The organism is Agrobacterium sp. CNPSo 2736 (assembly GCF_004005385.1).
GTDB classification, from domain to species: Bacteria; Pseudomonadota; Alphaproteobacteria; order Rhizobiales; family Rhizobiaceae; genus Agrobacterium; species Agrobacterium leguminum.
The window spans coordinates 104,770-128,342 of record NZ_RZTX01000012.1; the positions used below are offsets into that span (position 1 = coordinate 104,770).

General features: G+C 60.7%; 23 protein-coding genes. 14 read left to right on the forward strand and 9 right to left on the reverse strand.

The genetic code is table 11. The features are described 5' to 3' along the window. Positions 1-265: 265 nt before the first annotated feature. Positions 266-1,003, reverse strand: a complete 738-nt coding sequence (fabG, locus tag EM858_RS18920) for a 3-oxoacyl-[acyl-carrier-protein] reductase (protein WP_127757608.1) — start codon at positions 1,001-1,003, stop codon at positions 266-268. A gap of 82 nt (positions 1,004-1,085) precedes the next feature. Then, positions 1,086-2,030, reverse strand: coding sequence for an ACP S-malonyltransferase (gene fabD, locus EM858_RS18925; RefSeq protein ID WP_127757609.1), 945 nt, complete (start codon positions 2,028-2,030; stop codon positions 1,086-1,088). 224 nt (positions 2,031-2,254) lie between these two features. Here fabD and EM858_RS18930 point away from each other — a divergent pair, with 224 nt between their 5' ends. The 5 genes from EM858_RS18930 to rplI all read left to right on the forward strand — a co-directional run bounded on the left by EM858_RS18930 (position 2,255) and on the right by rplI (position 6,070). Next, on the forward strand, positions 2,255-3,298 hold the full coding sequence (locus EM858_RS18930; RefSeq protein WP_127757610.1) for an aldo/keto reductase: 1,044 nt from the start codon (positions 2,255-2,257) through the stop codon (positions 3,296-3,298). A 293-nt stretch (positions 3,299-3,591) separates the two neighbouring features. Further along, positions 3,592-4,053, forward strand: coding sequence for a 30S ribosomal protein S6 (gene rpsF, locus EM858_RS18940; protein ID WP_003520723.1), 462 nt, complete (start codon positions 3,592-3,594; stop codon positions 4,051-4,053). Between the two features lie 16 nt (positions 4,054-4,069). After that, positions 4,070-4,318 carry a 30S ribosomal protein S18 gene (gene rpsR / locus EM858_RS18945; RefSeq protein ID WP_003502063.1) on the forward strand — a complete coding sequence of 83 codons (249 nt, stop codon included), beginning with the start codon at positions 4,070-4,072 and terminating at the stop codon, positions 4,316-4,318. A gap of 187 nt (positions 4,319-4,505) precedes the next feature. Next, positions 4,506-5,480, forward strand: a complete 975-nt coding sequence (locus tag EM858_RS18950; protein WP_127757611.1) for a DUF2232 domain-containing protein — start codon at positions 4,506-4,508, stop codon at positions 5,478-5,480. Between the two features lie 14 nt (positions 5,481-5,494). Next, a complete protein-coding gene (gene rplI / locus EM858_RS18955) occupies positions 5,495-6,070 on the forward strand; it encodes a 50S ribosomal protein L9 (protein ID WP_003520720.1) in 576 nt (191 codons plus the stop codon). Between the two features lie 268 nt (positions 6,071-6,338). Here rplI and EM858_RS18965 read toward each other — a convergent pair whose 3' ends face one another. Genes EM858_RS18965 through EM858_RS18975 form a run of 3 tightly spaced genes read right to left on the reverse strand, consistent with a single transcriptional unit; the run spans position 6,339 to position 9,626 of the window. Beyond that, entirely contained in the window at positions 6,339-7,406 is a 1,068-nt protein-coding gene (locus EM858_RS18965) for an HlyD family secretion protein (RefSeq protein ID WP_127757612.1), read from the reverse strand. 19 nt (positions 7,407-7,425) lie between these two features. Then, entirely contained in the window at positions 7,426-9,174 is a 1,749-nt protein-coding gene (locus EM858_RS18970; RefSeq protein ID WP_164865483.1) for an MFS transporter, read from the reverse strand. Next, positions 9,171-9,626, reverse strand: coding sequence for a MarR family transcriptional regulator (locus EM858_RS18975; RefSeq protein WP_127757613.1), 456 nt, complete (start codon positions 9,624-9,626; stop codon positions 9,171-9,173). The genes EM858_RS18970 and EM858_RS18975 overlap by 4 nt, the downstream gene beginning before the upstream one ends. A 312-nt stretch (positions 9,627-9,938) precedes the next feature. Between EM858_RS18975 and EM858_RS18980 the strand changes: the two genes are divergently transcribed. After that, positions 9,939-11,435 carry a replicative DNA helicase gene (locus tag EM858_RS18980; RefSeq protein WP_003520716.1) on the forward strand — a complete coding sequence of 499 codons (1,497 nt, stop codon included), beginning with the start codon at positions 9,939-9,941 and terminating at the stop codon, positions 11,433-11,435. Between the two features lie 64 nt (positions 11,436-11,499). Here EM858_RS18980 and EM858_RS18985 read toward each other — a convergent pair whose 3' ends face one another. The 4 genes from EM858_RS18985 to EM858_RS19000 all read right to left on the reverse strand — a co-directional run bounded on the left by EM858_RS18985 (position 11,500) and on the right by EM858_RS19000 (position 15,381). Continuing rightward, positions 11,500-13,194, reverse strand: a complete 1,695-nt coding sequence (locus EM858_RS18985) for an ABC transporter ATP-binding protein (RefSeq protein WP_127757614.1) — start codon at positions 13,192-13,194, stop codon at positions 11,500-11,502. A gap of 188 nt (positions 13,195-13,382) precedes the next feature. Next, a complete protein-coding gene (locus EM858_RS18990; RefSeq protein ID WP_127757615.1) occupies positions 13,383-13,685 on the reverse strand; it encodes an AzlD family protein in 303 nt (100 codons plus the stop codon). After that, complete coding sequence (locus EM858_RS18995; RefSeq protein ID WP_127757616.1) at positions 13,682-14,386, reverse strand: AzlC family ABC transporter permease; 705 nt, start codon at positions 14,384-14,386, stop codon at positions 13,682-13,684. The genes EM858_RS18990 and EM858_RS18995 overlap by 4 nt, the downstream gene beginning before the upstream one ends. Positions 14,387-14,523: 137 nt before the next feature. After that, the gene (locus EM858_RS19000) at positions 14,524-15,381 is read right to left on the reverse strand and encodes an AraC family transcriptional regulator (RefSeq protein WP_164865484.1); all 858 of its coding nucleotides are present in this window, start codon (positions 15,379-15,381) and stop codon (positions 14,524-14,526) included. Positions 15,382-15,467: 86 nt separating this feature from the next. Here EM858_RS19000 and alr point away from each other — a divergent pair, with 86 nt between their 5' ends. The 8 genes from alr (at position 15,468) to cysS (ending at position 23,511) form a co-directional block, all read left to right on the forward strand. Then, complete coding sequence (alr, locus tag EM858_RS19005; protein WP_127757617.1) at positions 15,468-16,643, forward strand: alanine racemase; 1,176 nt, start codon at positions 15,468-15,470, stop codon at positions 16,641-16,643. 65 nt (positions 16,644-16,708) lie between these two features. Continuing rightward, entirely contained in the window at positions 16,709-16,978 is a 270-nt protein-coding gene (locus EM858_RS19010) for a type II toxin-antitoxin system ParD family antitoxin (protein WP_127757618.1), read from the forward strand. Further along, a complete protein-coding gene (locus tag EM858_RS19015; protein ID WP_236774926.1) occupies positions 16,944-17,285 on the forward strand; it encodes a type II toxin-antitoxin system RelE/ParE family toxin in 342 nt (113 codons plus the stop codon). The genes EM858_RS19010 and EM858_RS19015 overlap by 35 nt, the downstream gene beginning before the upstream one ends. Before the next feature lie 6 nt (positions 17,286-17,291). Next, a complete protein-coding gene (gene radA, locus EM858_RS19020) occupies positions 17,292-18,698 on the forward strand; it encodes a DNA repair protein RadA (RefSeq protein ID WP_003520708.1) in 1,407 nt (468 codons plus the stop codon). 89 nt (positions 18,699-18,787) lie between these two features. Beyond that, positions 18,788-19,375, forward strand: a complete 588-nt coding sequence (locus EM858_RS19025; protein WP_035261832.1) for a CvpA family protein — start codon at positions 18,788-18,790, stop codon at positions 19,373-19,375. 139 nt (positions 19,376-19,514) lie between these two features. After that, positions 19,515-21,023, forward strand: coding sequence for an amidophosphoribosyltransferase (gene purF / locus EM858_RS19030; RefSeq protein ID WP_003520704.1), 1,509 nt, complete (start codon positions 19,515-19,517; stop codon positions 21,021-21,023). A 144-nt stretch (positions 21,024-21,167) separates the two neighbouring features. Next, complete coding sequence (locus EM858_RS19035; RefSeq protein ID WP_080817292.1) at positions 21,168-21,908, forward strand: SDR family NAD(P)-dependent oxidoreductase; 741 nt, start codon at positions 21,168-21,170, stop codon at positions 21,906-21,908. A 217-nt stretch (positions 21,909-22,125) separates the two neighbouring features. After that, on the forward strand, positions 22,126-23,511 hold the full coding sequence (gene cysS / locus EM858_RS19040) for a cysteine--tRNA ligase (RefSeq protein ID WP_127757619.1): 1,386 nt from the start codon (positions 22,126-22,128) through the stop codon (positions 23,509-23,511). The last annotated feature ends 62 nt before the right edge of the window (positions 23,512-23,573 follow it).

Consider the following 23,573-nt stretch of genomic DNA (forward strand, 5'->3'; position numbering starts at 1 on the left):
CACTGCTGGCAAACCCGTTCAACCCGGTCCAAGCTAGACATCGTCACGCAAAATCGCAACGGCTTCCTGTCTCTCCGGGACGACTGTTCACAGTCTTGGCCCGCTTAACATGGTTTCAATCGGTCGAAAAGCCTGAAAACGCGCTAAGCACAGCGTATGACAGGCAATTTCGCCGAAAACCAGTCGGCGGGGCCTTGCGGCGCCAGCTACCCAAGAAGGTGCTTAAACAGCGCCGCAATCCTTTTCATGACGGCCTCAGGCGCCGTCAGATCATCGCCATGCCGCCGTTGACGTGCAGGGTCTGGCCGGTCATGTAGCCCGCCTCGTTGGAGGCGAGGTAAAGAACAGCCGATGCGACCTCAGCACCGGTTCCCATGCGCTTCATGGGAATGGCGCCCATGATGGCGTCTTTCTGCTTGTCGTTCAGCTTGCCGGTCATCGCGCTTTCGATGAAGCCCGGCGCCACGCAGTTGACGGTGACGTTGCGGGTGGCGATTTCCTGGGCCAGCGACTTCGAAAAACCGATCATGCCGGCCTTGGAGGCGCAGTAGTTGGCCTGGCCGGGATTGCCGGTAACGCCGACGATGGAGGTGATGTTGATGATGCGGCCGAAACGGCGGCGCATCATCGGATGCGTCAGCTCGCGCGTCAGGCGGAACATCGCCGTCAGGTTCACTTCGATGACGTTGTCCCAGTCCTCGTCGCTCATGCGCACGAAGAGGCCGTCCTTGGTGATCCCGGCATTGTTGACGAGGATATCGACGCCTTCCAGCTCGGCTTCGGCCTTTTCGCCGAGCGCCTTGACCTCGGCGCGGTCGGCGAGGTTAGCCGGGAAAATCCTGACGCGTTCGCCAAGTTCCGCTGCCAGCGCTTCGAGCTTTTCAACGCGGGTGCCGTGCAGGCCGACGGTTGCGCCCTGGCTGTGCAGAAGGCGGGCGATTTCTTCGCCGATGCCGCCGGTCGCGCCGGTTACGAGAGCCTTGCGGCCTGTCAGATCAAACATGTCCTATTCCTTCTTTAGAGCTTCGGACTGAAAATGTTCAGCGCTGTTGCGCCCGATGAATGCGGCAGCCGGAATGTCCGTCTCAGCCGATGAGGGTGGCAAGAAGCTGGTCGATATCGGCAGCGCCGTTGACGGCAACGCCGTTCACCGTCTTGTCGATGCGGCGGGCAAGGCCCGTCAGCACCTTGCCGGAGCCGATCTCGTAAAGCTGCGTGACATTGTTGGCGGCAAACCATTCCACCGTCTCGCGCCAGCGCACCTGACCCGTCACCTGCTCGACCAGCAAAGCGGCGATTTCATTGGCATCGGAAACGGGTGTGGCGAGCACATTGGCGATAACCGGCACGACCGGGTTGTGCTTTTCGACGGCCGCCAACGCCTCGCGCATGGCTTCCGCCGCCGGCGCCATCAGCGCGGAGTGGAAGGGTGCGGAAACCGGCAGCATGATGGCGCGCTTGGCGCCCTTTTCGGAAGCGATCGCCGCCGCCTTCTCGACGGCGGCCTTGCCGCCGGAGATAACGAGCTGACCGCCGCCATTGTCGTTGGCGATCTGGCAGACGCCGAGAATGGCCGCCTCTTCGCAGATGGCGGAAACGGCGTCATGCTCAAGCCCGATGATCGCCGCCATGGCGCCCTCGCCCACTGGCACGGCGGCCTGCATGGCGTTGCCGCGGATGCGCAGAAGACGGGCGGTATCGGCAACCGAGAAGGTGCCGGCGGCACAGAGCGCCGAATATTCACCGAGCGAGTGGCCCGCGACATAAGAAACCGTATCGGACAGTTTGAAACCGCGCGCTTCGAGAACCCGCATGACCGCCATGGACACCGCCATGAGGGCCGGCTGGGCGTTGGCGGTCAGCGTCAGCGTCTCTTCCGGGCCGTTCCACATGATATCGGAAAGCTTCTGGTCGAGCGCCTCGTCGACTTCCTGAAACACGGCGCGCGCTTCCGGATAGGTATCCGCCAGCTCCTTGCCCATGCCGACGGCCTGGCTTCCCTGTCCGGGAAATGTGAATGCAATACCCATGGGATGTCGTCCTTCTTGTCTGGCCTTGCCTTTATTCTTTCGGACTTCCATTCACATTCCCGCCAGCGAAGTCAAGGCTTGAAGCCCCATGGCAGGCCCATGTCAGGGGTTTTGCCGTCCTGTTTTCCCCTTTCTTTTCATCATATTTTTTCTTGCACTGCGGCAATTCCCCATTACTTTCACACCACCTTCCAAACTATCTGGCCAAGCACCGGGACATTTCCATGAAACAGAGACTATTGGGCCGCACGGATATTTCCGTGTCTGAAATCTGCCTCGGCACGATGACGTGGGGCACACAGAACACCGAAGCCGACGCGCATGCGCAGATGGATTACGCCGTTGAAAACGGCGTCAATTTCTTCGATACGGCAGAACTTTACCCCACCACCCCCGTTTCCGCCGAGACCCAGGGCCGAACGGAAGATTATATCGGCACATGGTTCGAAAAGACCGGCAAGCGCGATCAGGTCGTGCTCGCCACCAAGGTCGCCGGTTCGGGACGCGATTATATTCGCGGCGGTCGCGATATCGACGCTGCCGCCATCCGCGAGGCGGTGGATACCAGCCTCAAGCGCCTGAAGACGGACTACATCGACCTCTACCAGATTCACTGGCCAAATCGTGGCACCTATCATTTCCGCGGCGTCTGGAGCTTCGATGCTTTCGGCCAGGAAAAGCAGCGCACGCTCGCCGAAATCACCGAAAAGCTCGAAACGCTCGGCGAACTGGTGAAGGCCGGCAAGATCCGCGCCATCGGCCTTTCCAACGAGAGCGCCTGGGGCACGCAGAAATATATCGACATCGCCGAGGCCAACGGCCTGCCGCGCGTCGCCACGATCCAGAACGAATATAACCTGCTCTACCGCAGCTTCGATCTCGACATGGCGGAAGTCGCCCATCACGAGGATGTCGGCCTGCTCGCCTATTCGCCGCTGGCGGCAGGTCTTCTGACCGGCAAATACCAGAACGGCGCGCGCCCGGCGGGATCGCGCGGCACCATCAACAGGGACCTCGGCGGCCGCCTGCAGCCGCTTCAGGAAGCGCCGGTCAAGGCCTATCTGGAGCTTGCCGCCCAGCATGGAATCGATCCGGCAAAGCTCGCCATCGCCTTCTGCCTGACACGTCCCTTCATGGCCTCGGCCATCATCGGCGCAACGACGATCGAACAGTTGAAGGTGGATATTGCGGCTGCGGATGTGACGTTGTCTGAAGAGGTACTAAAAGGGATTGCGGCGATCCATCGGCAATATCCGATGGCGATCTGATGGCTCTACGGCGCGCTTTTTCACCGCTTGCCCTTGCATTCCGGGCAAAATTGCGTATAAGCGCGCTGTTCACAACACCCGGTCCAATTGGCTGGTGGCTGAACGGAGGGCTGGTTCCGGTAACGGAACAGCAGGAACCATAAGGTTTTTCCGGCCTCCCGTGTCTCCGCTCTCGACCGTCTCGAACAACGCTTTTCTTGCTTCAAGGCTTTACCCGCCTCACCCAAGAGCAGTCGTTGAGGCTTAGCGCCGTTGCCGGGTGAAGGACGAAACGCAAGAAAGGCAAAGCTTAAATGGCTCTTTACGAACACATCTTCCTTGCCCGGCAGGATATTTCTGCCCAGCAGGTCGACGCACTTGTCGAGCAGTACAAGGGCGTTATCGAATCGTTCGGCGGCAAAGTCGGACGCATCGAGAACTGGGGTCTGAAGTCCCTCACCTACCGCATCAAGAAGAACCGCAAGGCTCACTACGCTCTCATGGACATCGACGCTCCGGCGGCCGCCATCCATGAAGTCGAGCGCCAGATGCGCATCAACGAAGACGTTCTTCGCTACATGACCATCGCCGTCGAAGCCCACGAAGAAGGCCCGTCCGCGATGATGCAGAAGCGCGACCGTGACGACCGTCCGCGCCGCGATGGCGACCGTCCGGACCGTGGCCCGCGTGAAGATCGTGGCCCGCGCGCACCGCGCGAAGGTGGCTTCGGCGACCGCGAAGACCGTCCGCGCCGTCCGCGCGAAGACCGTGCATAAGAAGGAGTTTTGACCAATGGCTGACGCATCCTCTTCCCAGGCACGCCGCCCGTTCCACCGCCGTCGCAAGACGTGCCCCTTCTCCGGCGCAAACGCTCCGAAGATCGACTACAAGGACGTTCGTCTCCTGCAGCGCTACATTTCCGAGCGCGGCAAGATCGTTCCGTCCCGCATCACGGCCGTTTCCCAGAAGAAGCAGCGCGAACTCGCCCAGGCGATCAAGCGCGCCCGCTTCCTCGGCCTGCTGCCCTACGTCGTAGCGTAATGAATTGAAGCGAGGCCGCGTCTCGGCGCGGCCTCGTTTTCTCCTTTGAAGCAACTGACTTTTAATCAGTAGGTTGCGAGTTCAAATCCTTCCGCGTTGGGCGCGGATCGATACCGTAAAACCCATGTTGGGGATGAGGCTCCATGGAGCGATCCTCTAACTGCTTTCGTTTCAGCAGGACAGCGAAGTGCAAAAGTTGAACCAGACAGTGCTGATCACCGGCGTTCTCGCCGGCATATGCGCCGCGTTTTTGACGCTTGGCGCAACGGCACAGTCGTCCTTTTCCTTCCTGCTCTATGCCGGTTCCGCCATGCCGATCCTGATCGCCGGCATGGGCTGGGGCAATCGCGCCGCCATCGTCGCGATCATCACCACGGCCATCATCGGCGCTCTCGTCATGTCGCCGCTGTTTGCGCTGACCATCGCGATCTTCACGCTGATCCCGGCGGGCTGGCTTTCGCATCTTTCCAATCTGGCGCGCCCGGCTTCCGAACTCGGCGGCCCGGACGATCTGCTCGCCTGGTATCCGCTCTCCGGCATCGTCCTGCACCTGTGCATTCTGGTCTCCATCGCCGTTGTCATTCTCGGCTGGATGATCGGTTACGGTCCCGATCTGGTCGCCCGCATGGTCGATATCATGATGACCTCGGTGCAGAACCGCGAGCCGCTGTTCGAACCCAATGCCGAGGCGCTCGCCCAGACGAAATCGCTGCTGGTGCTGATGCTGCCGATCGTGCAGGGCGGCCTGTGGGTCATCCTGCTGTTTGCGGCCTATTATTTCGCGACCCGGCTGGTCGGCTCTTTCGGCAAGGGCCTTCGCCCGCGTGAGGATATCGCTTCCGCGCTGCGCATGCACCGCAACGCCATCTTCATTTTTCTGGCCGGCATCGTCGCCATGTTCCTCGGCGGTGTCGCGGCCATGGTCGGCGCGGTCATCTGCGGCACCTTCGGCGCGGGCTTTCTGATGGCGGGTTACGCCTCGCTGCACAAGCGCGCGCGCGGCAAGGACTGGCGGCTGCCGGTTCTCATTCTCGCATATCTCTCGGCGGTCTTTGTCTTTCCGCTGTTCATCATTCTCGTGTTCGGCCTGAGCGACGTGCGCAGCACTATCTCTCTTACTCCGACGCGGAAAACCGACAATACGAACGAAACCAAACCATAGAAAGGATCAAGAAGATGGACGTCATTCTTCTCGAACGCATCAACAAGCTCGGCCAGATGGGCGAAACCGTAAAGGTTCGCGACGGCTACGCCCGTAATTTCCTGCTGCCGCAGGGCAAGGCGCTGCGCGCCAACGCCGCCAACAAGGCACGTTTCGAAACCGAGCGCGCAACGCTCGAAGCCCGTAACCTCGAGCGCAAGTCGGAAGCCCAGAAGGTTGCCGAGGCTCTGGAAGGCAAGTCCTTCATCGTCGTCCGTTCGGCTGGCGAAACCGGCCAGCTCTACGGCTCTGTCGCCGCTCGCGACGTCGTCGAAATCCTCGGCGCAGAAGGCTTCAACATCGGCCGTAACCAGGTTGAACTGAACACGCCGATCAAGACCATCGGCCTGCACAACGTTACCCTTCACCTGCATGCCGAAGTCGAGCTGCAGGTTGAGCTGAACGTTGCCCGTTCGGCTGAAGAAGCTGAGCGTCAGGCCAAGGGCGAAAGCCTCACCTCCGCTGACGCCATCTACGGCGTTGACGAAGACGCGCTGCGTCCGGAAGACTTCTTCGATCCGGAAGCCGATCGCGACGGCGACGACGAATAAGATTTGGCTTAACGGTCAAAAAGGAAAACCCCGGATGGAGACATCCGGGGTTTTTGTTTGCGCGCTGAGAGTTTGCAGGGAAGTTTACCCCCCTCTGCCCTGCCGGGCATCTCCCCCTCAAGGGGGGAGATCGATATGCGGCGAGATCTCTTCCATCTCAACGTTTGCGAATGAAGTAGTGGCAGTGCCTCTTGCCGATCTCCCCCCTTGAGGGGGAGATGTCCGGCAGGACAGAGGGGGGTGAAGCCGCAGCCACCAAACTTTCCTACTACCTCGCCGCCGTCTCCGCCCCCTCGGGTGCCACGCTCTTATCCACATGCACCACCACCGACATGCCCGGCGACAGATCCGCGGCGAGCGGCTGATCGGCATCGATGGCGATACGCACGCCGAGGCGCTGGGCTATCTTTACGAAATTGCCCGTCGCATTATCCGGCTTGATGACGGCGAATTCCGAGCCGGTGGCGGGAGAGAACCGTTCCACATGGCCGGTAAGCTTGCGGCGATGCAGCGCATCCACGGAGATCGTCACCGGCTGGCCGACCTGCATGCCCGCAAGCTGGGTTTCCTTGAAATTGGCGATGACCCAGACATCATGCGGCACGACAGCCATCAGTTGCGTTCCGGCGGTGACATATTGGCCGGTGCGGACGCCGACTTCGCCGAGCTTGCCATCCACGGGCGCGTGGATTTCGGTATTGGCAAGGTCGATCCGGGCAAGTTCGACCGCCGCTTCAGCATTGGCGACGGCCGCCTGCAGCGAGCTGCGGTTGACGATGATGGTTTGCAGATCCTGCCGCGAAACCTCAAGCGCCGCCTTGGCCTGCGAGAGCGACGCCCGCGCCTTTTCGAGCGCGGCATGGGCCTCTTCCTGGAGGCTGGAGGTTCCCACACCGCTCTTGATGAGATTATCCTGACGGTCGGATGCGAGCTGCGCCTGTTTCAGCGAGGCCTGGGCGCTGTCGACCGCCGCCTGGCTGGAAAGAATATTGGCATTGGCCGCATTTTCCTGCTGGCGGGAATTATCGAGTGCCGCCTTCTGCGTATCGAGCGTTGCTTCCGCCTGCGCCTGCTTCTGGCGGTAGATGCGGTCATCGATCTTCGCCAGCAGCGCACCCTGCTTGACCTCCTGATAGTCCTTCACCGGCACGTCCACCACATAGCCGCTCACCTGCGGGCTCATCGTCGTGACATAACCACGCACGAAGGCGTTGTCGGTCATTTCGACGGTGGAAAGGAACGGCGGCAACCGCCAAGCGTAAAGCACCAGCGCCACGCCGGCGAGACCGCCGAGCAGCACGAGAATGGAAACGGGGGTAAAAAACTTCTTCAGCATTTTGTCACTCTTGGAATGTTCAAGACTGTGGTGCCGGTGCGGCATCGATTTCTTCCCGGAAAAGGAAAGGGCGGATGCGCAGCCATGCAAGGTGGATCAAAAGCGTGGCCAGCGCCAGCGCAGAGACGACGGAGATCAGCAGGAACGTGTCATTATAGGCAAGCACATAGGCCTCCCTGCTGACCTGCTGGCCAAGCAGCGACAGCCCCTCGGCCTTCAGCAATGCCGGATCGGTGATGACATGGCTGTAAGCGCCGGAAAGCTGCGAGACGCGCTGGGCGACCACGGGATTGGTGAGCAGGATATTTTCCACCAGAATATTGGAGTGGAATTTCTCCCGCAGCGTCACGAAACTGCCGAGCAGGCCGGTCATCAGCATCGAACCGGTGATCTGGGTGAACAGGAAGATGGTGATGAAATTCACCAGATAGGGCGCACCCCGGGCCAGTGCGGCGGCAAAACCCTTGGCCATGACGGGCGGCAGGAACATGGCCGCGCCAAAGGCAATCATCATCTGGCTGAGATACATCTCACCGGGCCGCGTCAGATTGTTGGACTGGCTATCCATGAACGAACCGGCAGCGATCAGCGCCAGCGCAATCACGTGGGCGGTATCGACGTATTTCGTGAGCATCAGCCACGCACAGGCCGCACCGCCGAGAACGGTCGCCAACAGCACAAGTGCATAAAGTGTCGTCGTCTGTTCGTTCAGCAGGCCAAGTTGCTGGTAAAAGCTGACCGCCGTTGAAGATTGCTCGGAGGAAACCGCACGGTAGACGAGCAGGACCGCAATAATGTGCAGGTTGGTTTTCGAGAAAATCCAGCGCAGGTCGAGCAGCGGGTTCTTGCGCGGCAATTCGATGAAAGCCATGAGGGTCAGAAGTGCGATCGACGTCGCCAGAAGGACGCCCAGCCACCAGGTTTCGAACCACCAGTAGAACCGGCCGAGCGTGAGCATGACCGCCAGACAGCCGAGACCGCCTGCAAACAGAAGATAGCTCAGAATATCCATGCGCTCGATAACTTTCGCGCGCGGCGGCGGGGTGACTTTCAGCACATAGATCATGGCGAAAGCGATCAGCGCGAATCCTACTTCCATGGAATAGAGCGCATTCCAGCCGTCGATTTCCAAGAGGGATGGCGAGACGATGCGCGCGAGCGGCGCCGACAGCAACGTACCAGTCAGCGCTATGCTGAAACCGAGCGAGAATTTCCGCGCAGGCGGAAAGGCCTCCAGAATATAGAGAAAGCCGAGCGACGAGATCGGTGCGGCTGCCATGCCACTGACAAAACGGATAACGATTGCCGAATGCAGGTCTGTCACGAACAGGTTGAGACAGGAAGCGACGACAAACACGATAATCGAAACTTCGGCAAAGGGCCGCAGGCCATATTGCGCCCGGACCTTGAACAGCGCGATGGAAAACGTGGCATAGGGCGCCATATAGGCGGCGGAGAGCCAGGCGACCTCGGCCACGGTGGCGGAAAACTCGCCCTGCAACTGGTAGATATTGGCCATGACGAGGTTCATGCCGAGGCCTTGCGTGATGAAGAACGACAGGCCAGCGAAGATGAAACACAGCCGCAGCCAGAGCGGCCGCTCAACGGGCTGAGGTGCGGCGGCGGCGGCAGGTTCCGACACGGCTTCGCCCGTGCCGGAAGCACTCATCGGCGTCGCTGCCTCTTCCGGAAGGTCGGCGGGTTTGGCGGTCCCTTCGGCATCCTGGGAAACGGCCTTGTCAGCGGTTTGCGGTATGAGGGTGCTCACGATTGCGCCCTCCCCGCCGCCAGATTTTGCAGATTGGCCGAAAGCCGGCGCATGACATCGAGCGCCAGGGCCAGTTCCTGCGAGGAAATATCGGCGGCAATCTCGGAGCGCAGTGATTTCGCCATCGCCTGCACCGTCTCGGAGGTTTTTTCCCCTTCCGCCGTCATGTGGATGCGTTTGGCGCGGCGGTCGTTCTCATCGGAACGGCGTTCGATGAGGTTCTGTTTCTCCATGCCATCGAGCACCCGAACCAGCGTCGGCGTTTCGATTTCCATTTCCTCGGCAAGCTCGGTCTGCGTCAGCGGTCCACGACGCGAGAGCGCAAAAAGAGCGCGCGCCCGTGCAAGCGTCAGCCCGCTCTCCCCCACCCGCGCATCGAAAAACGCGCGCAGTTTGCGGGTGAAAGCGGAGACTTCATCCAGAAGCTGTTCCTTGTCGGTCTCGCGGGACATGTCAGCAAGCCTTATAATTAGCACACTACTTATTTTCTGCCTATTTATTCGTAAGACTGACGATTTTCAAGTTTCTTTCACGCCGGGTCTGCCATGCGATAAACTCATGGCAGCGAATCACCTTGCCGGAAGGATCCGGCGCCTTGTCCCCAACCCGCCTGTGGATTGCTGGGGACAACTGAAGAAGTGATCGAGCTTCGCAGAGCGGACGTCAGCCTGCCATAGAGTGTTGCAACATTATCATTGACTGCCGTGCCCCAGGAAGCCAAACCCGAGGTTCAAGGACAAAGGCAAAGGGAGATCGCGCAAACCATGAACGACGCTGTGAGAAAGATCACCCCCGCGCAACCGGCGGAACCGCACTACCGCGAAGCGCCGAACAACATCGAGGCCGAACAGGCGCTGCTCGGCGCCATCCTCGTCAATAACGACGCCTATTACCGCGTGTCGGACTTTCTGAAGCCCGTGCATCTTTACGAACCGCTGCATCGCAAGATTTTCGAGGTGGCGGGCGATATCATCCGCATGGGCAAGACCGCCAATCCGGTGACAATCAAGACCTTCCTGCCCGCCGACGACAAGATCGGCGATCTGACGGTGGCGCAATATCTCGCGCGTCTGGCGGCGGAAGCCGTATCGATCATCAACGCGGAAGATTACGGCCGCGCGATCTACGATCTGGCGCTGCGCCGCGCGCTGATCCAGATCGGCGAGGATGTCGTCAACATCGCCTATGACGCGCCGCTCGACATGCCGCCGCAGGCGCAGATCGAGGACACCGAACGCCGCCTGTTCGAACTGGCGGAAACCGGCCGTTACGATGGCGGTTTCCAGTCGTTCAACGATGCAGTAGCGCTGGCGATCGACATGGCGGGCGCCGCCTTCGAACGCGACGGCAATCTCTCCGGTATTTCCACCGGCATTCATTCGCTCGACGCCCGCATGGGCGGGTTGCAGCGTTCCGACCTTATCGTGCTTGCCGGTCGTCCGGGTATGGGCAAGACCTCGCTTGCGACCAACATCGCCTACAATATTGCCGCATCCTATGAGCAGGAAGTGCAGCCGGACGGGTCGTACAAGGCGAAGAACGGCGGCGTCGTCGGCTTCTACTCGCTCGAAATGTCGTCCGAACAGCTCGCCACCCGTATCATTTCCGAGCAGACCGAAGTGTCTTCCTCGAAAATCCGCCGCGGTGACATTACCGAGGCCGATTTCGAAAAGCTCGTCGCCTGCTCCCAGATGATGCAGAAGGTGCCGCTTTATATCGACCAGACCGGTGGTATCTCGATTGCCCAGCTTTCCGCCCGCGCCCGCCGCCTGAAGCGCCAGCGCGGCCTCGATGTTCTGGTGGTCGACTACGTTCAGCTGATGACCGGCTCCGGCAAGAGCGGCGAAAACCGCGTGCAGGAAATCACCCAGATCACCACGGGTCTGAAAGCGCTCGGCAAGGAACTCAACGTTCCGATCATCGCGCTGTCACAGCTCTCCCGTGCGGTGGAAAGCCGCGAAGACAAACGCCCCCAGCTTTCCGACCTGCGTGAATCCGGCTCCATCGAGCAGGACGCCGACGTGGTGCTTTTCGTGTTCCGCGAGGAATATTACGTCAAGAACATGGAGCCGCGCGATATTTCCGATCCCAAATATGCTGAATGGGAAGCCCTGTTCGACAAGGTGAAAGGCACGGCCGACGTCATCATCGCCAAGCAGCGTCACGGACCGACCGGCACGGTGAAGCTCGCCTTCCAGTCCGAATTCACCCGCTTTACGGATCTGGCCGATCCGAGCTTCAGCCAGTACGAAGAACATTGAGGCGCCGCCGCGCCGGCTATCGACAAAAACGCCCCGTCCTGCTTCAGGATGGGGCGGAATCTTTTCAATGGCTTGGGACTGACACCTCAGACGCCGATTCATCGATTGTACCGCTCGGCAGTGCAATGACCTGATCGCCGGCGCGGATGCTGCTCTGGCGGTGGGTGATGGCGATGATGGTAATATCGCTGTCGACCCGTCTTAACTGGTCCATGATTTCCCGCTCCGTCTCCTCGTCCAGCGCCGAGCTTGCCTCATCGAGCAGCAGAATGGACGGTTCACCGTAAAGCGCACGGGCAATGGCAACCCTCTGACGCTCGCCGCCGGAAAGCTTCAGGCCCCTTTCCCCGACAATCGTGTCGAAACCCTCCGGCATCGCCTCTATCCTGTCGAGTATCGCGGCGCGCTCGGCCGAGCGGCGCAGTTTTTCCTCATCCAGCACCCGCCCGAGCACGACATTGCTGCGCAACGTATCGTTCAGCAATTGCACCTCCTGCGGAACGATGCCGGCAACGGCAAACCAGTCGTCCCGACCGATTGCGGTCAGATCGGTGCCGTCGATGGTGATACGACCCGATTGCGGCGCCATGGTTTTCTGCAGAAGCCGGAAGAGTGTCGATTTGCCGGAACCGGTCTCGCCGGTAATGAAGGTCAGACGCCCCGGCGTTGCATTGAAAGAAACGCCTTCGACGCCGCGACCGTTTTCGTAGCGAAAACCCACATCGTCGAATTCTATCGCTTTGCCCGATAGTTGCAGCGGGTTGGCATGGGGCGGTCCCTCCTCTTCCGGCGCATTCCACATGCGGGCATAGGGCGCGAAGTGGGCGAAGGATCGGACCGCCTCGCTGATCGATTGCCCGATCAGTTCAAAAGGCATGTTGAGCTGAAGCAGAAGTGTGTTGAAGAGAACGATATCGCCTATCGACAGGGCTCCCGCCTCGTAACGCGGCAACAGGAGATAAAAGCCGATGACCATCTGCATGGCGAGTGCCAGCGAGATGGTGAAGACGAAGCCGATCCGGCGCAGGGAATAAAGCCGCCAGTTGCGATAGATAGAGCCCGCATTATCCGCAAAGCGACGCTTCATCCACGCCGTGCTGCCCGTGTGCCGCAAAGGCTCGATCATGCCGATGGCGTTTCCGACAAAACCGGCATTCTCCTGCCCGGCTTCGATAGCCTTTTCCAGAAAAGGCGTGGTCAGGCGGTTCGAAGCGAGCGTGAGCGCGATGAAGGCCGCGCCGTAAACAACGACGATGGCGACCAGATCCGCACTGAGGACCGTTCCCAGCAACAGGGTGCTGAACAGGAACGTGGCGATGCCCGGCACGAAATAAATAAGGCCGATCTGCATGATCGCCGAGGCGGCCGAAGCGCCCCTTGTCTGCGCAGCCTGAATTTCCGCCGGGTTGTGATCGTTGAAGAACGACGGTTTTTTATGGACGATGCGCTCGAAGAAGCGCGTGGTCGCGACATATTCCAGCCGCTCCGAATGGATGACCGACATATATTGCGTGGAGCGCTGAATACCCGTCGCCAGCGCCGTCAGGCCCGCATAGAGCGAAAAACCGAGCATCCATTGCAGCGGCGCATCCGGCAGATCGTCGATCAGGCGGGAAAACACGTAAGGCCCGGCGGTGGCGAGAACAGACCCGAGCAGGATCGTCAGCAGCAAAAAGGTGATGGATGGCCATGACGTCTTCAGGTCTTCGGCATAGATTCGGGAAAGCGGTCCGAATGCAACTTCGCGATTGCCTGTCATCACTCTCTCCCGCCCGGCGCTGCTTGAAAGATACGGCAGGCACTGGATAACGGCTTGGAAGCGCTTGCTCAAGTCCGGACTATCGTCCTCAGTTCACATTCAATAGTGCGCATGGAACGGGTTTTCGCCCTGTCCCGCCCGTTCTGTTCCCAAGGGAGGAGTCTTTTCAACGGTTTGACCGGATTGTCTCACAATCCGATTCCGCGCAGCAGCGCCACGGCAGCAACACCGAGCGTTGCGGCTGGCAGGAGGCTGAGGCGCAGCGCCGCGATGGCGGTTACCGCGCAGGCGATGGTTTCCGCCGGTCCGCTGGCGAGCGCCGTCGGCGTCACCACGGCCATCAGGACGGCGGGCGGCACCACGCCGAGCGCCTTTTTCAGGCGTGGTGTCAGCGTAAAATGAGTGACCAGCAACAGGCCGCCAAGGCGCGTGGCGACGGTTGCCGCCATCATGGCAAGAATTGTCAGCAGCGTATTCGGGTCGAGCGTCATGCCGGCTGCTCCGCCTGTTCCTCGTGGCCAAAGGCGGCGACGGCGAGACCCGCCAGCGCGCCGGCGGCGATATACCAGGCGCCGGGAACCAGTGCGTGGGTGAGACAGGCGGCGGCGGCGCTTGCCAGAAGCACGAAGCCGGTTTCCCTGCCCTTCCAGAACCCCATGAGCAGCACGATGAAGACGGCGGGAAAGGCGAAATCCAGACCGATGACCGACATATCCCCCACCACCGAACCGAGCAGCGCGCCGGCAAGAGTTGCAAGGTTCCAGACGAGATAGATCGACAGCGCAGCACCGGTGAAAAAGGCCGCCGTCAGCCTGCCGGCGATGACGCGGAATTCGGACAATGCCCAGGATTCATCCGTCAGCACCAGCATGGCGGCACATTTGCGCCAGCCCCTGAAATCCTCCAGCTTGCCGGCTATGGAGGCGCTCATCAGCACATGGCGCAGATTGACCAGCAGCGCCGCAAAGCCGAGCGCGCTCCAGCTTGCCGGATGCGTCCATAAATCCATCGCCACGAATTGCGAGCCGCCGGCAAAGACCAGCAACGACATCAGCGAGGCTTCGAGCGGCGACAGGCCCTTGCCGATGGCGACAGCGCCGAACACCACGCCAATCGGCACCATGGCGACCAGCAATGGCGCGGCGGCCCGCAATCCCGCGCTGAATTCCGCGCCTTTTCCCGATATCGACATCGCGTTCTCCCTTTCGAAGGAGAGGGATTACGCTTGCGACATTATTCGGTCTTGAACGAAAGTGACGTCAGGCGGTTTTCTGCTGAAGCGTCGCTTTTCTTTTGTCGCATTTCCGAACGGAAATGCGGGCTTTGAACTCAGGCCACCCGGAACTGCCCCGGTGTGACACCGGTGCGGGCCTTGAAATGCCGGGTGAAATGCGCCTGGTCGGCAAAACCGCACATTGCCGCTACCTCGGCCGGCATCTCGCCGGCGCGCAGAAGCCGGCGCGCCCTGCGGACGCGCACATCCGTCAGATAGGCATGCGGGGTGATGTGAAACTCTTTCCTGAAAGCGCGGATGAGGTGCGCGCGGCTGAGACCGGCGATGGAGGCCAGTTCCTCCAGGCCGATATCGGTCTCGTAATTGTCGGAAAGATAGTCGCGGGCGGTATAAACCGCCGTTTTCTCCCGTGTTTCGACGGGCAGGATAATGGCGCTGCCGTGCCTGCCGAACAGGGCGGCGAGAACCGAGAACATGCCCTCATCCGCCTCCAGAGCGCCGGATTTCTCCTCCAGCCGCCGATGCGCCATCTGGAAGGCGGCCGCCACCTGCGGATCGCGCGGCAGAAATCTTGGGAAGGACGGCGTGCCGTGAAAGGCCCTGCCCGTCACATCCTCGATAATATCGCGCAGCAAGACGATATCGGGATAGATCATCCGATAGCGATAACCGCCGCCACCCGGTGCGCCATCGTGAACCTCATCCGGGTTGATGAGATAAAGATGCCCCGGCCCCGTCTGCTCGGTGGTGCCCTGAATGGTGGAAATCTGCGAACCGCTTTCGATGGCGCCGATCGAGAAGGTGTCATGCGCATGCGGCGAATATTCATGGGTCAGAAAAGTCGCGCTCAGGCACTCCATGCCGCCAAAACGCCTGTCACGCCAGAAACGGGTGGTTTCCGTCGTCGCAATCGGCATGACATCTATGGCCTGTTCCTGCGAAACATTGTGCATAGCGTGAGTTTAAAACATTCCATCCTTACCGTCTTGAACAAAAGTGCTAGGGTCCAAACCGGTTCAAGATCAACCGGACGCATGGCATGACAGACGACTTCGAAGACAGCTTTCCCGAAAACGAAACCGACATTTTCGAGCACGCACCGCTGAGGCTGACCGTCGATCTCGGCGCGCTCGCCGATAATTGGCGTGACATGAAGAGGCGTTCCGGCAGGGCGCGGACGGCGGCGGTCGTGAAGGCCGATGCCTATGGTCTCGGTATCGAGGATTGCGGGGCGACGCTTTACCATGCCGGCGCGCGCGATTTCTTCGTGGCCACGGTGGCCGAGGGTGCGACCCTGCGTTCCTATGCCCCGGAAGCGCGTATCTTCGTGCTGTCAGGCATATGGCAGGGCCAGGAACGTCAGGTCTTCGACAACGATCTGGTGCCGGTTCTGGCCTCCGAGGAGCAGCTTTCCTTCTGGATGGCGACGGTTGCCGAGCGGGGCGATCACCCCTGCGCGCTGCATGTGGATACGGGCTTCAACCGCCTCGGTCTGCCCCTCGACGACGCGCTGTTTCTGGCTGACGACGTGACGCGGCCGGCAAGTTTCGACCCGGTTCTGGTGCTGTCGCACCTCGCCTGCGCCGACACACCCTCCTCGCCGATGAACAGGGTCCAGCTCGAATCATTCCGAAAGGTTAGCGCCGCTTTCGAAGGCATCGAATCAAGCCTGTCGGCTTCCGCCGGTATCTTCCTCGGCTCGGACTATCATTTCGATCTCACTCGCCCCGGCATCGCCCTTTATGGGGGCGAAGCGGTCAACGGCATGGCAAACCCGATGCGTCCCGTCGCCACGGCCGAAGCGCGGATCATCCAGATTCGCGAAGCGGGCGAAGGCCAGACCGTGAGTTATGGCGGCACTTTCCTGCTGAAGCGCGCCAGCCGCCTTGCCATCGCTTCCGTGGGTTATGCGGATGGATACCAGCGTTCGCTTTCCGGTTCCGGCATTCCGCTGCGCGAAATGGGCCATGGCGGCGCTTATGGCGTCGTCAACGGCCACAGGGTGCCGGTAGCCGGCCGCGTGACCATGGACCTCACCATTTTCGACGTGACGGATGTTCCGGCCAATGCCATCCGTGCTGGCGACTATATCGAGCTTTTCGGTCCCAGTGTGCCCGTCGACGAGACCGCGCGGGCGGCCGGCACCATCGGCTACGAGATGCTGACGGGGCTTGGCCTGCGTTACGAACGGCAATATCTGATGGCCGACGACTGAGCCGCGCCTTTAGCCCTTGGAAAGCTGCGGTGACCTGTGCTAGAAGAGAACAAAAGGAGATCGAAATGCCCGAAATCCATTTGAGCGAGCAGGACGAGAAGTTCATCGAGGAGCAGGTGGCGGCGGGCATCTACAGCGATGCGGACGCGGTTATTCATGCGAGCCTGCAATTGTTGAGCAGTGATGAAGGCAAAAGAGCCGCACTTAAATTGCTGATTCAGGAGGGCATTGATGATGCAGAAGCCGGACGGGTTCACCGTTATGCCTCCCAGGACGACTTCCTGAGCGATATCAAACGCGTTGCTGCGCAACAAAAAACGGGGATCGATCATTAAGATTCGGATCCCTGTATGGACCACGAGGGCAAGGCGCGATCTCGTTGACGATCATGCCTATATCGAGGCTGAAAATCCCCTTGCTGCCGATCGCCTCGTTCTTGATATCTACAATAAAATTGAATCGACGGCGGCACTTGGTTTGACCGGCGTTTCAAGAAGCGGATACGGCGTTGGAATTCGTAGTATTGCGTACCGGGAGCGCGTGATTTTCTTTCGTGTCAGCGATAGCGAGCTTACTGTGATGCGCGTGCTTCACGGCCACCAAGACATCTCCGCCGACCATTTCAAACAAGAAGAAAACTGATAGAAGATGGCAAAAGCCAAGACCCAATTCGTGTGCCAGAACTGCGGCACGGTTCACACCCGCTGGGCGGGAAAATGCGAAGGCTGCGGCGAATGGAATACCATCGTCGAGGAAGACCCGATGGGCGGCATCGGCTCCGGGCCGGGCAAGACGCCCAAGAAGGGCCGGCCCGTCACGCTCACCTCGCTTTCCGGTGAAATCGAGGAGGCGCCGCGTATCCCGACCGGTATCAGCGAGCTGGACCGGGCGACCGGCGGCGGTTTCGTGCGCGGTTCGGCGGTTCTGATCGGCGGTGATCCGGGCATCGGCAAGTCGACGCTCCTCATGCAGGCCGCAGCGGCCCTTTCGCGGCGCGGGCATCGCATCATCTATGTCTCGGGCGAAGAGGCGGTGGCGCAGGTGCGTCTGCGCGCGCAGCGTCTCGGGGCTGCGGAAACCGATGTGCTGCTGGCGGCGGAAACCAATGTCGAGGATATTCTGGCGACGATCTCCGAAGGCAAACGGCCCGATCTCGTCATCATCGATTCCATCCAGACGCTGTGGAGCGATACGGCCGATTCCGCCCCCGGCACGGTGACACAGGTGCGCACCGGCGTGCAGGCGATGATCCGGTTTGCCAAACAGACCGGGGCGACCATGGTGCTCGTCGGCCACGTCACCAAGGAGGGCCAGATCGCCGGTCCACGCGTGGTCGAGCACATGGTCGATGCCGTGCTTTACTTCGAAGGCGACCGCGGACATCACCATCGCATCCTGCGCACCGTCAAGAATCGCTTCGGGCCAACTGATGAAATCGGCGTTTTCGAAATGTCGGATCGCGGTCTACGGGAAGTCTCCAACCCCTCCGAACTGTTTCTCGGCGAGCGCAACGAAAAGTCGCCGGGTGCTGCGGTTTTTGCCGGCATCGAGGGCACGCGGCCCGTGCTTGTCGAGGTGCAGGCGCTGGTCGCCGCCACTTCGCTGGGTACGCCGCGTCGTGCCGTGGTCGGCTGGGACAGTTCCCGCCTTGCCATGATTCTGGCCGTACTGGAGGCCCATTGCGGCGTGAAGCTCGGCCAGCATGATGTCTATCTGAATGTTGCCGGCGGCTACCGTATTTCCGAACCGGCCGCCGATATGGCGATTGCCTCGGCGCTCGTTTCCTCGCTTGCCGGTCTTGCCCTGCCCGCCGATTGTGTTTATTTCGGCGAAATCAGCCTGTCGGGCGCGGTGCGGCCGGTCTCGCATACGGGCCAGCGATTGAAAGAAGCTGAAAAACTCGGCTTTTCCGCCGCACTTCTGCCTTCTGCTTCGGCTGAATTGCCGAAAGGCGGCAAGGGGCGCTGGACGGAAATCGAAAGTCTTCCGGACCTCGTGGCCCGCATCGCCGGCTCCGGCAACCGGTTCAAACAGGTTGAGGACGACGAATATTGATCCTTTCGCCAAGGGAAACAGTGGTGTAAGAGGATCGCAAAATTGGCAAGGCAGCGTCTGACAAGGCGTCGCACCTCCGGAGTTGGTATATGCCCATTACAATTTTCGACGGCATCGTCATCGCCGTTGTTCTTTTCTCCGCCCTTCTTGCAATGGTGCGCGGTTTTTCACGCGAGATTCTGTCGATTGCGAGCTGGGGCGGTTCGGTCGCCGCCGCCTATTATCTCTATCCGGTCCTGCTGCCCTATGCGCGCAACTATACCGATGACGACAAGATCGCCATTGCCGGTTCGGCGGGCGTGGTTTTCCTCGTATCGCTGATCGTGATTTCCTTCATCACCTCGCGCATTGCCGATTTCATCATCGACAGCCGCATCGGCGCGCTGGATCGCACGCTCGGTTTCCTGTTCGGCGCGGCGCGCGGCATTCTGCTTTTGGTCGTCGCGGTCGCCTTCTGGAACTGGCTGGTGGATGTGAAGACGCAGCCGGAATGGGTGACGCAGGCAAAGTCCAAGCCCTTCCTCGACGGGCTGGTGGGCAAGCTGGAAGCGGTTCTGCCTGACGATATCGAACCGCAGATCCGCGCCCGCATCCTCGGAAAACCACAGGAGCCGGCAGCCACGCAGGCGCCTGCGGAAGATGTGCCGGCAACAAATCCGCCGGCAACGAATAATTGACACAGTGTCGCGCCTTGCAATGCATGCAAGGCGCGCTATTTGTGCTAAATATCAAGCACGACACAGACGGACCGACCGGGGGAAATACTCACCGGAGAGGTCTTTCTTTTTTTCTCGGTAGAGAGCAAGGGCAAGCCGGATGATTGAGCCGCTTTCGCATTCCCCGTTCCCTGGGGCCACTTTCAAGGAAGAGATCGACGGCGACACGCTGCATGAAGAATGCGGCGTGTTCGGCATTCTCGGCCATGCCGACGCCTCGGCGCTGACCGCTCTCGGCCTGCATGCGCTTCAGCATCGCGGCCAGGAAGCGGCGGGCATCGTCTCCTTCGATGGCAAACGCTTCCATCAGGAACGCCATATGGGCCTCGTCGGCGATCATTATACCGATCCGGCAACCCTTGCCCGCCTGCCCGGCTCCATCGCCATTGGCCACACCCGTTATTCGACGACAGGCGAAGTGGCGATGCGCAACGTGCAGCCGCTATTTGCCGAGCTGGAAGAAGGCGGCATTTCCATTGCCCATAACGGCAATTTCACCAATGGCCTGACGCTGCGCCGCCAGATCATCGCCACCGGCGCCATCTGTCAGTCGACGTCGGATACCGAAGTCGTCCTTCACCTCATCGCCCGCTCGCGCCACTCCTCCACCGCCGATCGCTTCATCGATGCCATCCGCCAGATGGAAGGCGGTTATTCGATGCTGGCGATGACCCGCACCAAGCTGATCGCCGCCCGTGACCCAATCGGCATCCGCCCGCTGGTCATGGGCGAGCTTGATGGCAAGCCGATCTTCTGCTCGGAAACCTGCGCTCTCGACATCATCGGTGCGAAGTTCGTCCGCGACGTTGAAAACGGCGAAGTCATCATCTGCGAAATCCAGCCGGACGGTTCGATCACCATCGATGCGCGCAAGCCTTCGAAGCCGCAGCCGGAGCGCCTCTGCCTGTTCGAATATGTCTATTTCGCCCGCCCCGATTCCGTCGTCGGCGGCCGCAACGTCTACACGACGCGCAAGAACATGGGCATGAACCTTGCCAAGGAAGCGCCGCTGGAAGCCGACGTCGTTGTCCCGGTTCCCGATGGCGGCACGCCGGCAGCACTCGGTTTTGCGCAGGAAAGCGGTATTCCTTTCGAATACGGCATCATCCGCAACCATTATGTCGGCCGCACCTTCATCGAGCCGACACAGCAGATTCGCGCTTTCGGCGTCAAGCTGAAGCATTCGGCCAACCGGGCGATGATCGAAGGCAAGCGTGTGGTGCTGGTGGACGATTCCATCGTTCGCGGCACGACCTCGGTGAAGATCGTGCAGATGATCCGCGAGGCGGGCGCCAAGGAAGTTCATATCCGCGTCGCCAGCCCGATGATCTTCCACCCGGATTTCTACGGCATCGACACGCCGGACGCCGACAAGCTGCTCGCCAACCAATATGCCGATGTCGAGGCGATGGCGAAATATATCGGCGCCGATTCGCTGGCCTTCCTGTCCATCGACGGACTTTACCGTGCGGTGGGCGGCGAAAACCGCAACCCCGCGCGTCCGCAGTTCACGGACCATTATTTCACCGGCGACTATCCGACCCGCCTTCTCGACCAGAATGGCGAGGCGATGGGCAGCAAGATTTCCATGCTGGCCAGCAACGGCTGATACGCCTTAAACAAAGCGGCCATCCGGCTTCCGGTGGCCGCTTTTTTCTTGCCTTTTGTCAGGCCCTCGCATGCGACGATATGATCGCTTGCGAAAAGCCAGCGGCGCTTCGTAGAAGGAAGCGCAATCATTTCGGGGGAGACCATGACCATCAATCTCAAGGGCCGCATCGCTCTCGTTACCGGCGCTTCGCGCGGCATCGGCTATTTCACGGCGCTGGAACTCGCCAGGGCCGGCGCGCATGTCATCGCCTGCGCCCGCACGGTGGGCGGCCTTGAGGAGCTGGACGACGCCATCAAGGCTGTCGGCGGCACGGCGACGCTGGTTCCCTTCGATCTCTCCGACATGAAAGCCATCGATGCGCTGGGCGCCAATATCTTCGAGCGCTGGGGCAAGCTCGATATTCTCGTCGCCAATGCCGGCGTTCTCGGCGTCATCTCGCCGGTTGGCCATATCGAGGCGAAAGTCTTCGAAAGGGTCATGAACATCAACGTCACCGCCACCTGGCGGCTGATCCGTTCGGTCGAGCCGCTGCTTCTGAAATCGGATGCCGGCCGCGCGCTGATCCTGTCCTCGGGCGCCGCCCATAGCTGTCGCCCCTTCTGGGGTGTCTATTCCACCTCCAAGGCGGCAGTCGAAGCGCTGGCCCGCACCTGGGCGGCGGAAACGCAGAAGAGTGCGCTTCGCGTCAACAGCATCAATCCCGGTGCGACACGCACGGCGATGCGTGCGCAGGCCATGCCCGGTGAAGACCCGGCCACCGTGCCGCATCCGTCAGAGGTGGCCGCGGCCATTCTTCCGCTCGCCTCGCCCGATCTGACCGAAACCGGCAAACTCTTCCTCGTGCGCGAGGGAAAATTCGTGGATTACCGCCAGCCGGAGTGAATATTTTCCGCTCGGGGCGGCGGTGCGGCCACCACGGTTGCTCTTGACCGGGCCGCACCGCCGCGCCATAAAGCAAGACATGAGAACGATGATCTGCACCTGCTGCTGAGATTTTTTTTGCTGGTTCGCCACCGGCCAGATCGTTTTCGTCTCCCGCAAGGTCAAGAAAGATAAACGTTCCGGCCAGGATAATATTCTGCCTTTAGGGAACTGCCGCATGTCCTTGCGCCTGAAATTTCACAATACACTCACACGCGAAAAAGCGGAATTTGCGCCGATCGACGCTGACAATGTGCGCATGTATGTCTGCGGTCCGACGGTCTATGATTTTGCCCATATCGGCAATGCGCGCCCGGTCATCGTGTTCGATGTTCTCTACCGGCTGCTGCGCCACGTCTATGGCGAGACCCATGTGACCTATGCCCGCAACATCACCGATCTCGACGACAAGATCAACGCGCGGGCGCTGAGGGATTATCCGCATCTGCCGCTGAACGACGCCATTCACGCGGTGACGAAAAAGACCGCAGACCAGTTCCATGAGGATGTGGCCACGCTCGGCTGCCTTCCGCCGACCGTCGAACCGCGCGCCACCGACTACATCGCGGAGATGATCGACCTCATCGAGAAGCTGATCGCCCGCGGCCATGCCTACACGGCCGGCGGAGAGGTGCTGTTCGATACCCGCTCGATGGCCGATTATGGCCAGCTTTCCAAGCGGCCGCTGGACGAGCAGCAGGCCGGCGCGCGCGTGGCGGTGGAAGCCCATAAGAAGAACCCCGGCGATTTCGTACTGTGGAAACTGTCCTCGGACAATGAGCCGGGCTGGGAAAGCCCTTGGGGTCGCGGCCGTCCGGGCTGGCACATCGAATGCTCGGCCATGTCCGGCCGATATCTCGGCGAGGTCTTCGATATTCATGGCGGCGGGCTCGACCTCATTTTCCCGCACCATGAGAACGAAATCGCGCAATCGCGCTGCGCCAACGGCACGCATGTCATGGCCAATGTGTGGATGCATAACGGCTTCGTGCAGGTGGAAGGCCGCAAGATGTCGAAATCCGAGGGCAACTTCGTGACGATCTACGAATTGCTGCACACGGAGAAATTCGGCGGCCGGAAATGGCCGGGCGAGGTTCTGCGCCTTGCCATGCTGATGACGCATTATCGCGAGCCGATCGATTTTTCCGTGAAGCGTCTGGAAGAGGCCGAACGCCTGCTCGCCAAGTGGCCGGCCGCGGAAGCCTCCGATGCTGCGCCGGATGAAACCGTGCTCGAAGCGCTTGCCGACGATCTCAACACGGTTGCCGCCGTGCAGGCGCTGCACGCGCTGGCCCACGCCGCCAATCTGGACCCATCCAGGCTGCCCGCCTTTGCGGCCAGCGCCGCCCTGCTGGGTGTCTTGCCGAAGAAGGCGGAAATGGATGAGGCCATCGTTTCGGCCGTCGATGCGCTGGTGCAATTGCGGCTCGAGATGCTGAAGGCGAAGAACTTTGCGGAGGCGGATCGTGTTCGCGACGAGCTTTCGGAGAAGGGCATTCAGCTGAAGGATGGCAAGGACAAGGAGACGGGCGAGCGGACGACGACGTGGGAGTTGAAGCGGTAGGCTCCGCATTCGAGGCTCACCCCCCTCTGCCCTGCCGGGCATCTCCCCCACAGGTGGGGAGA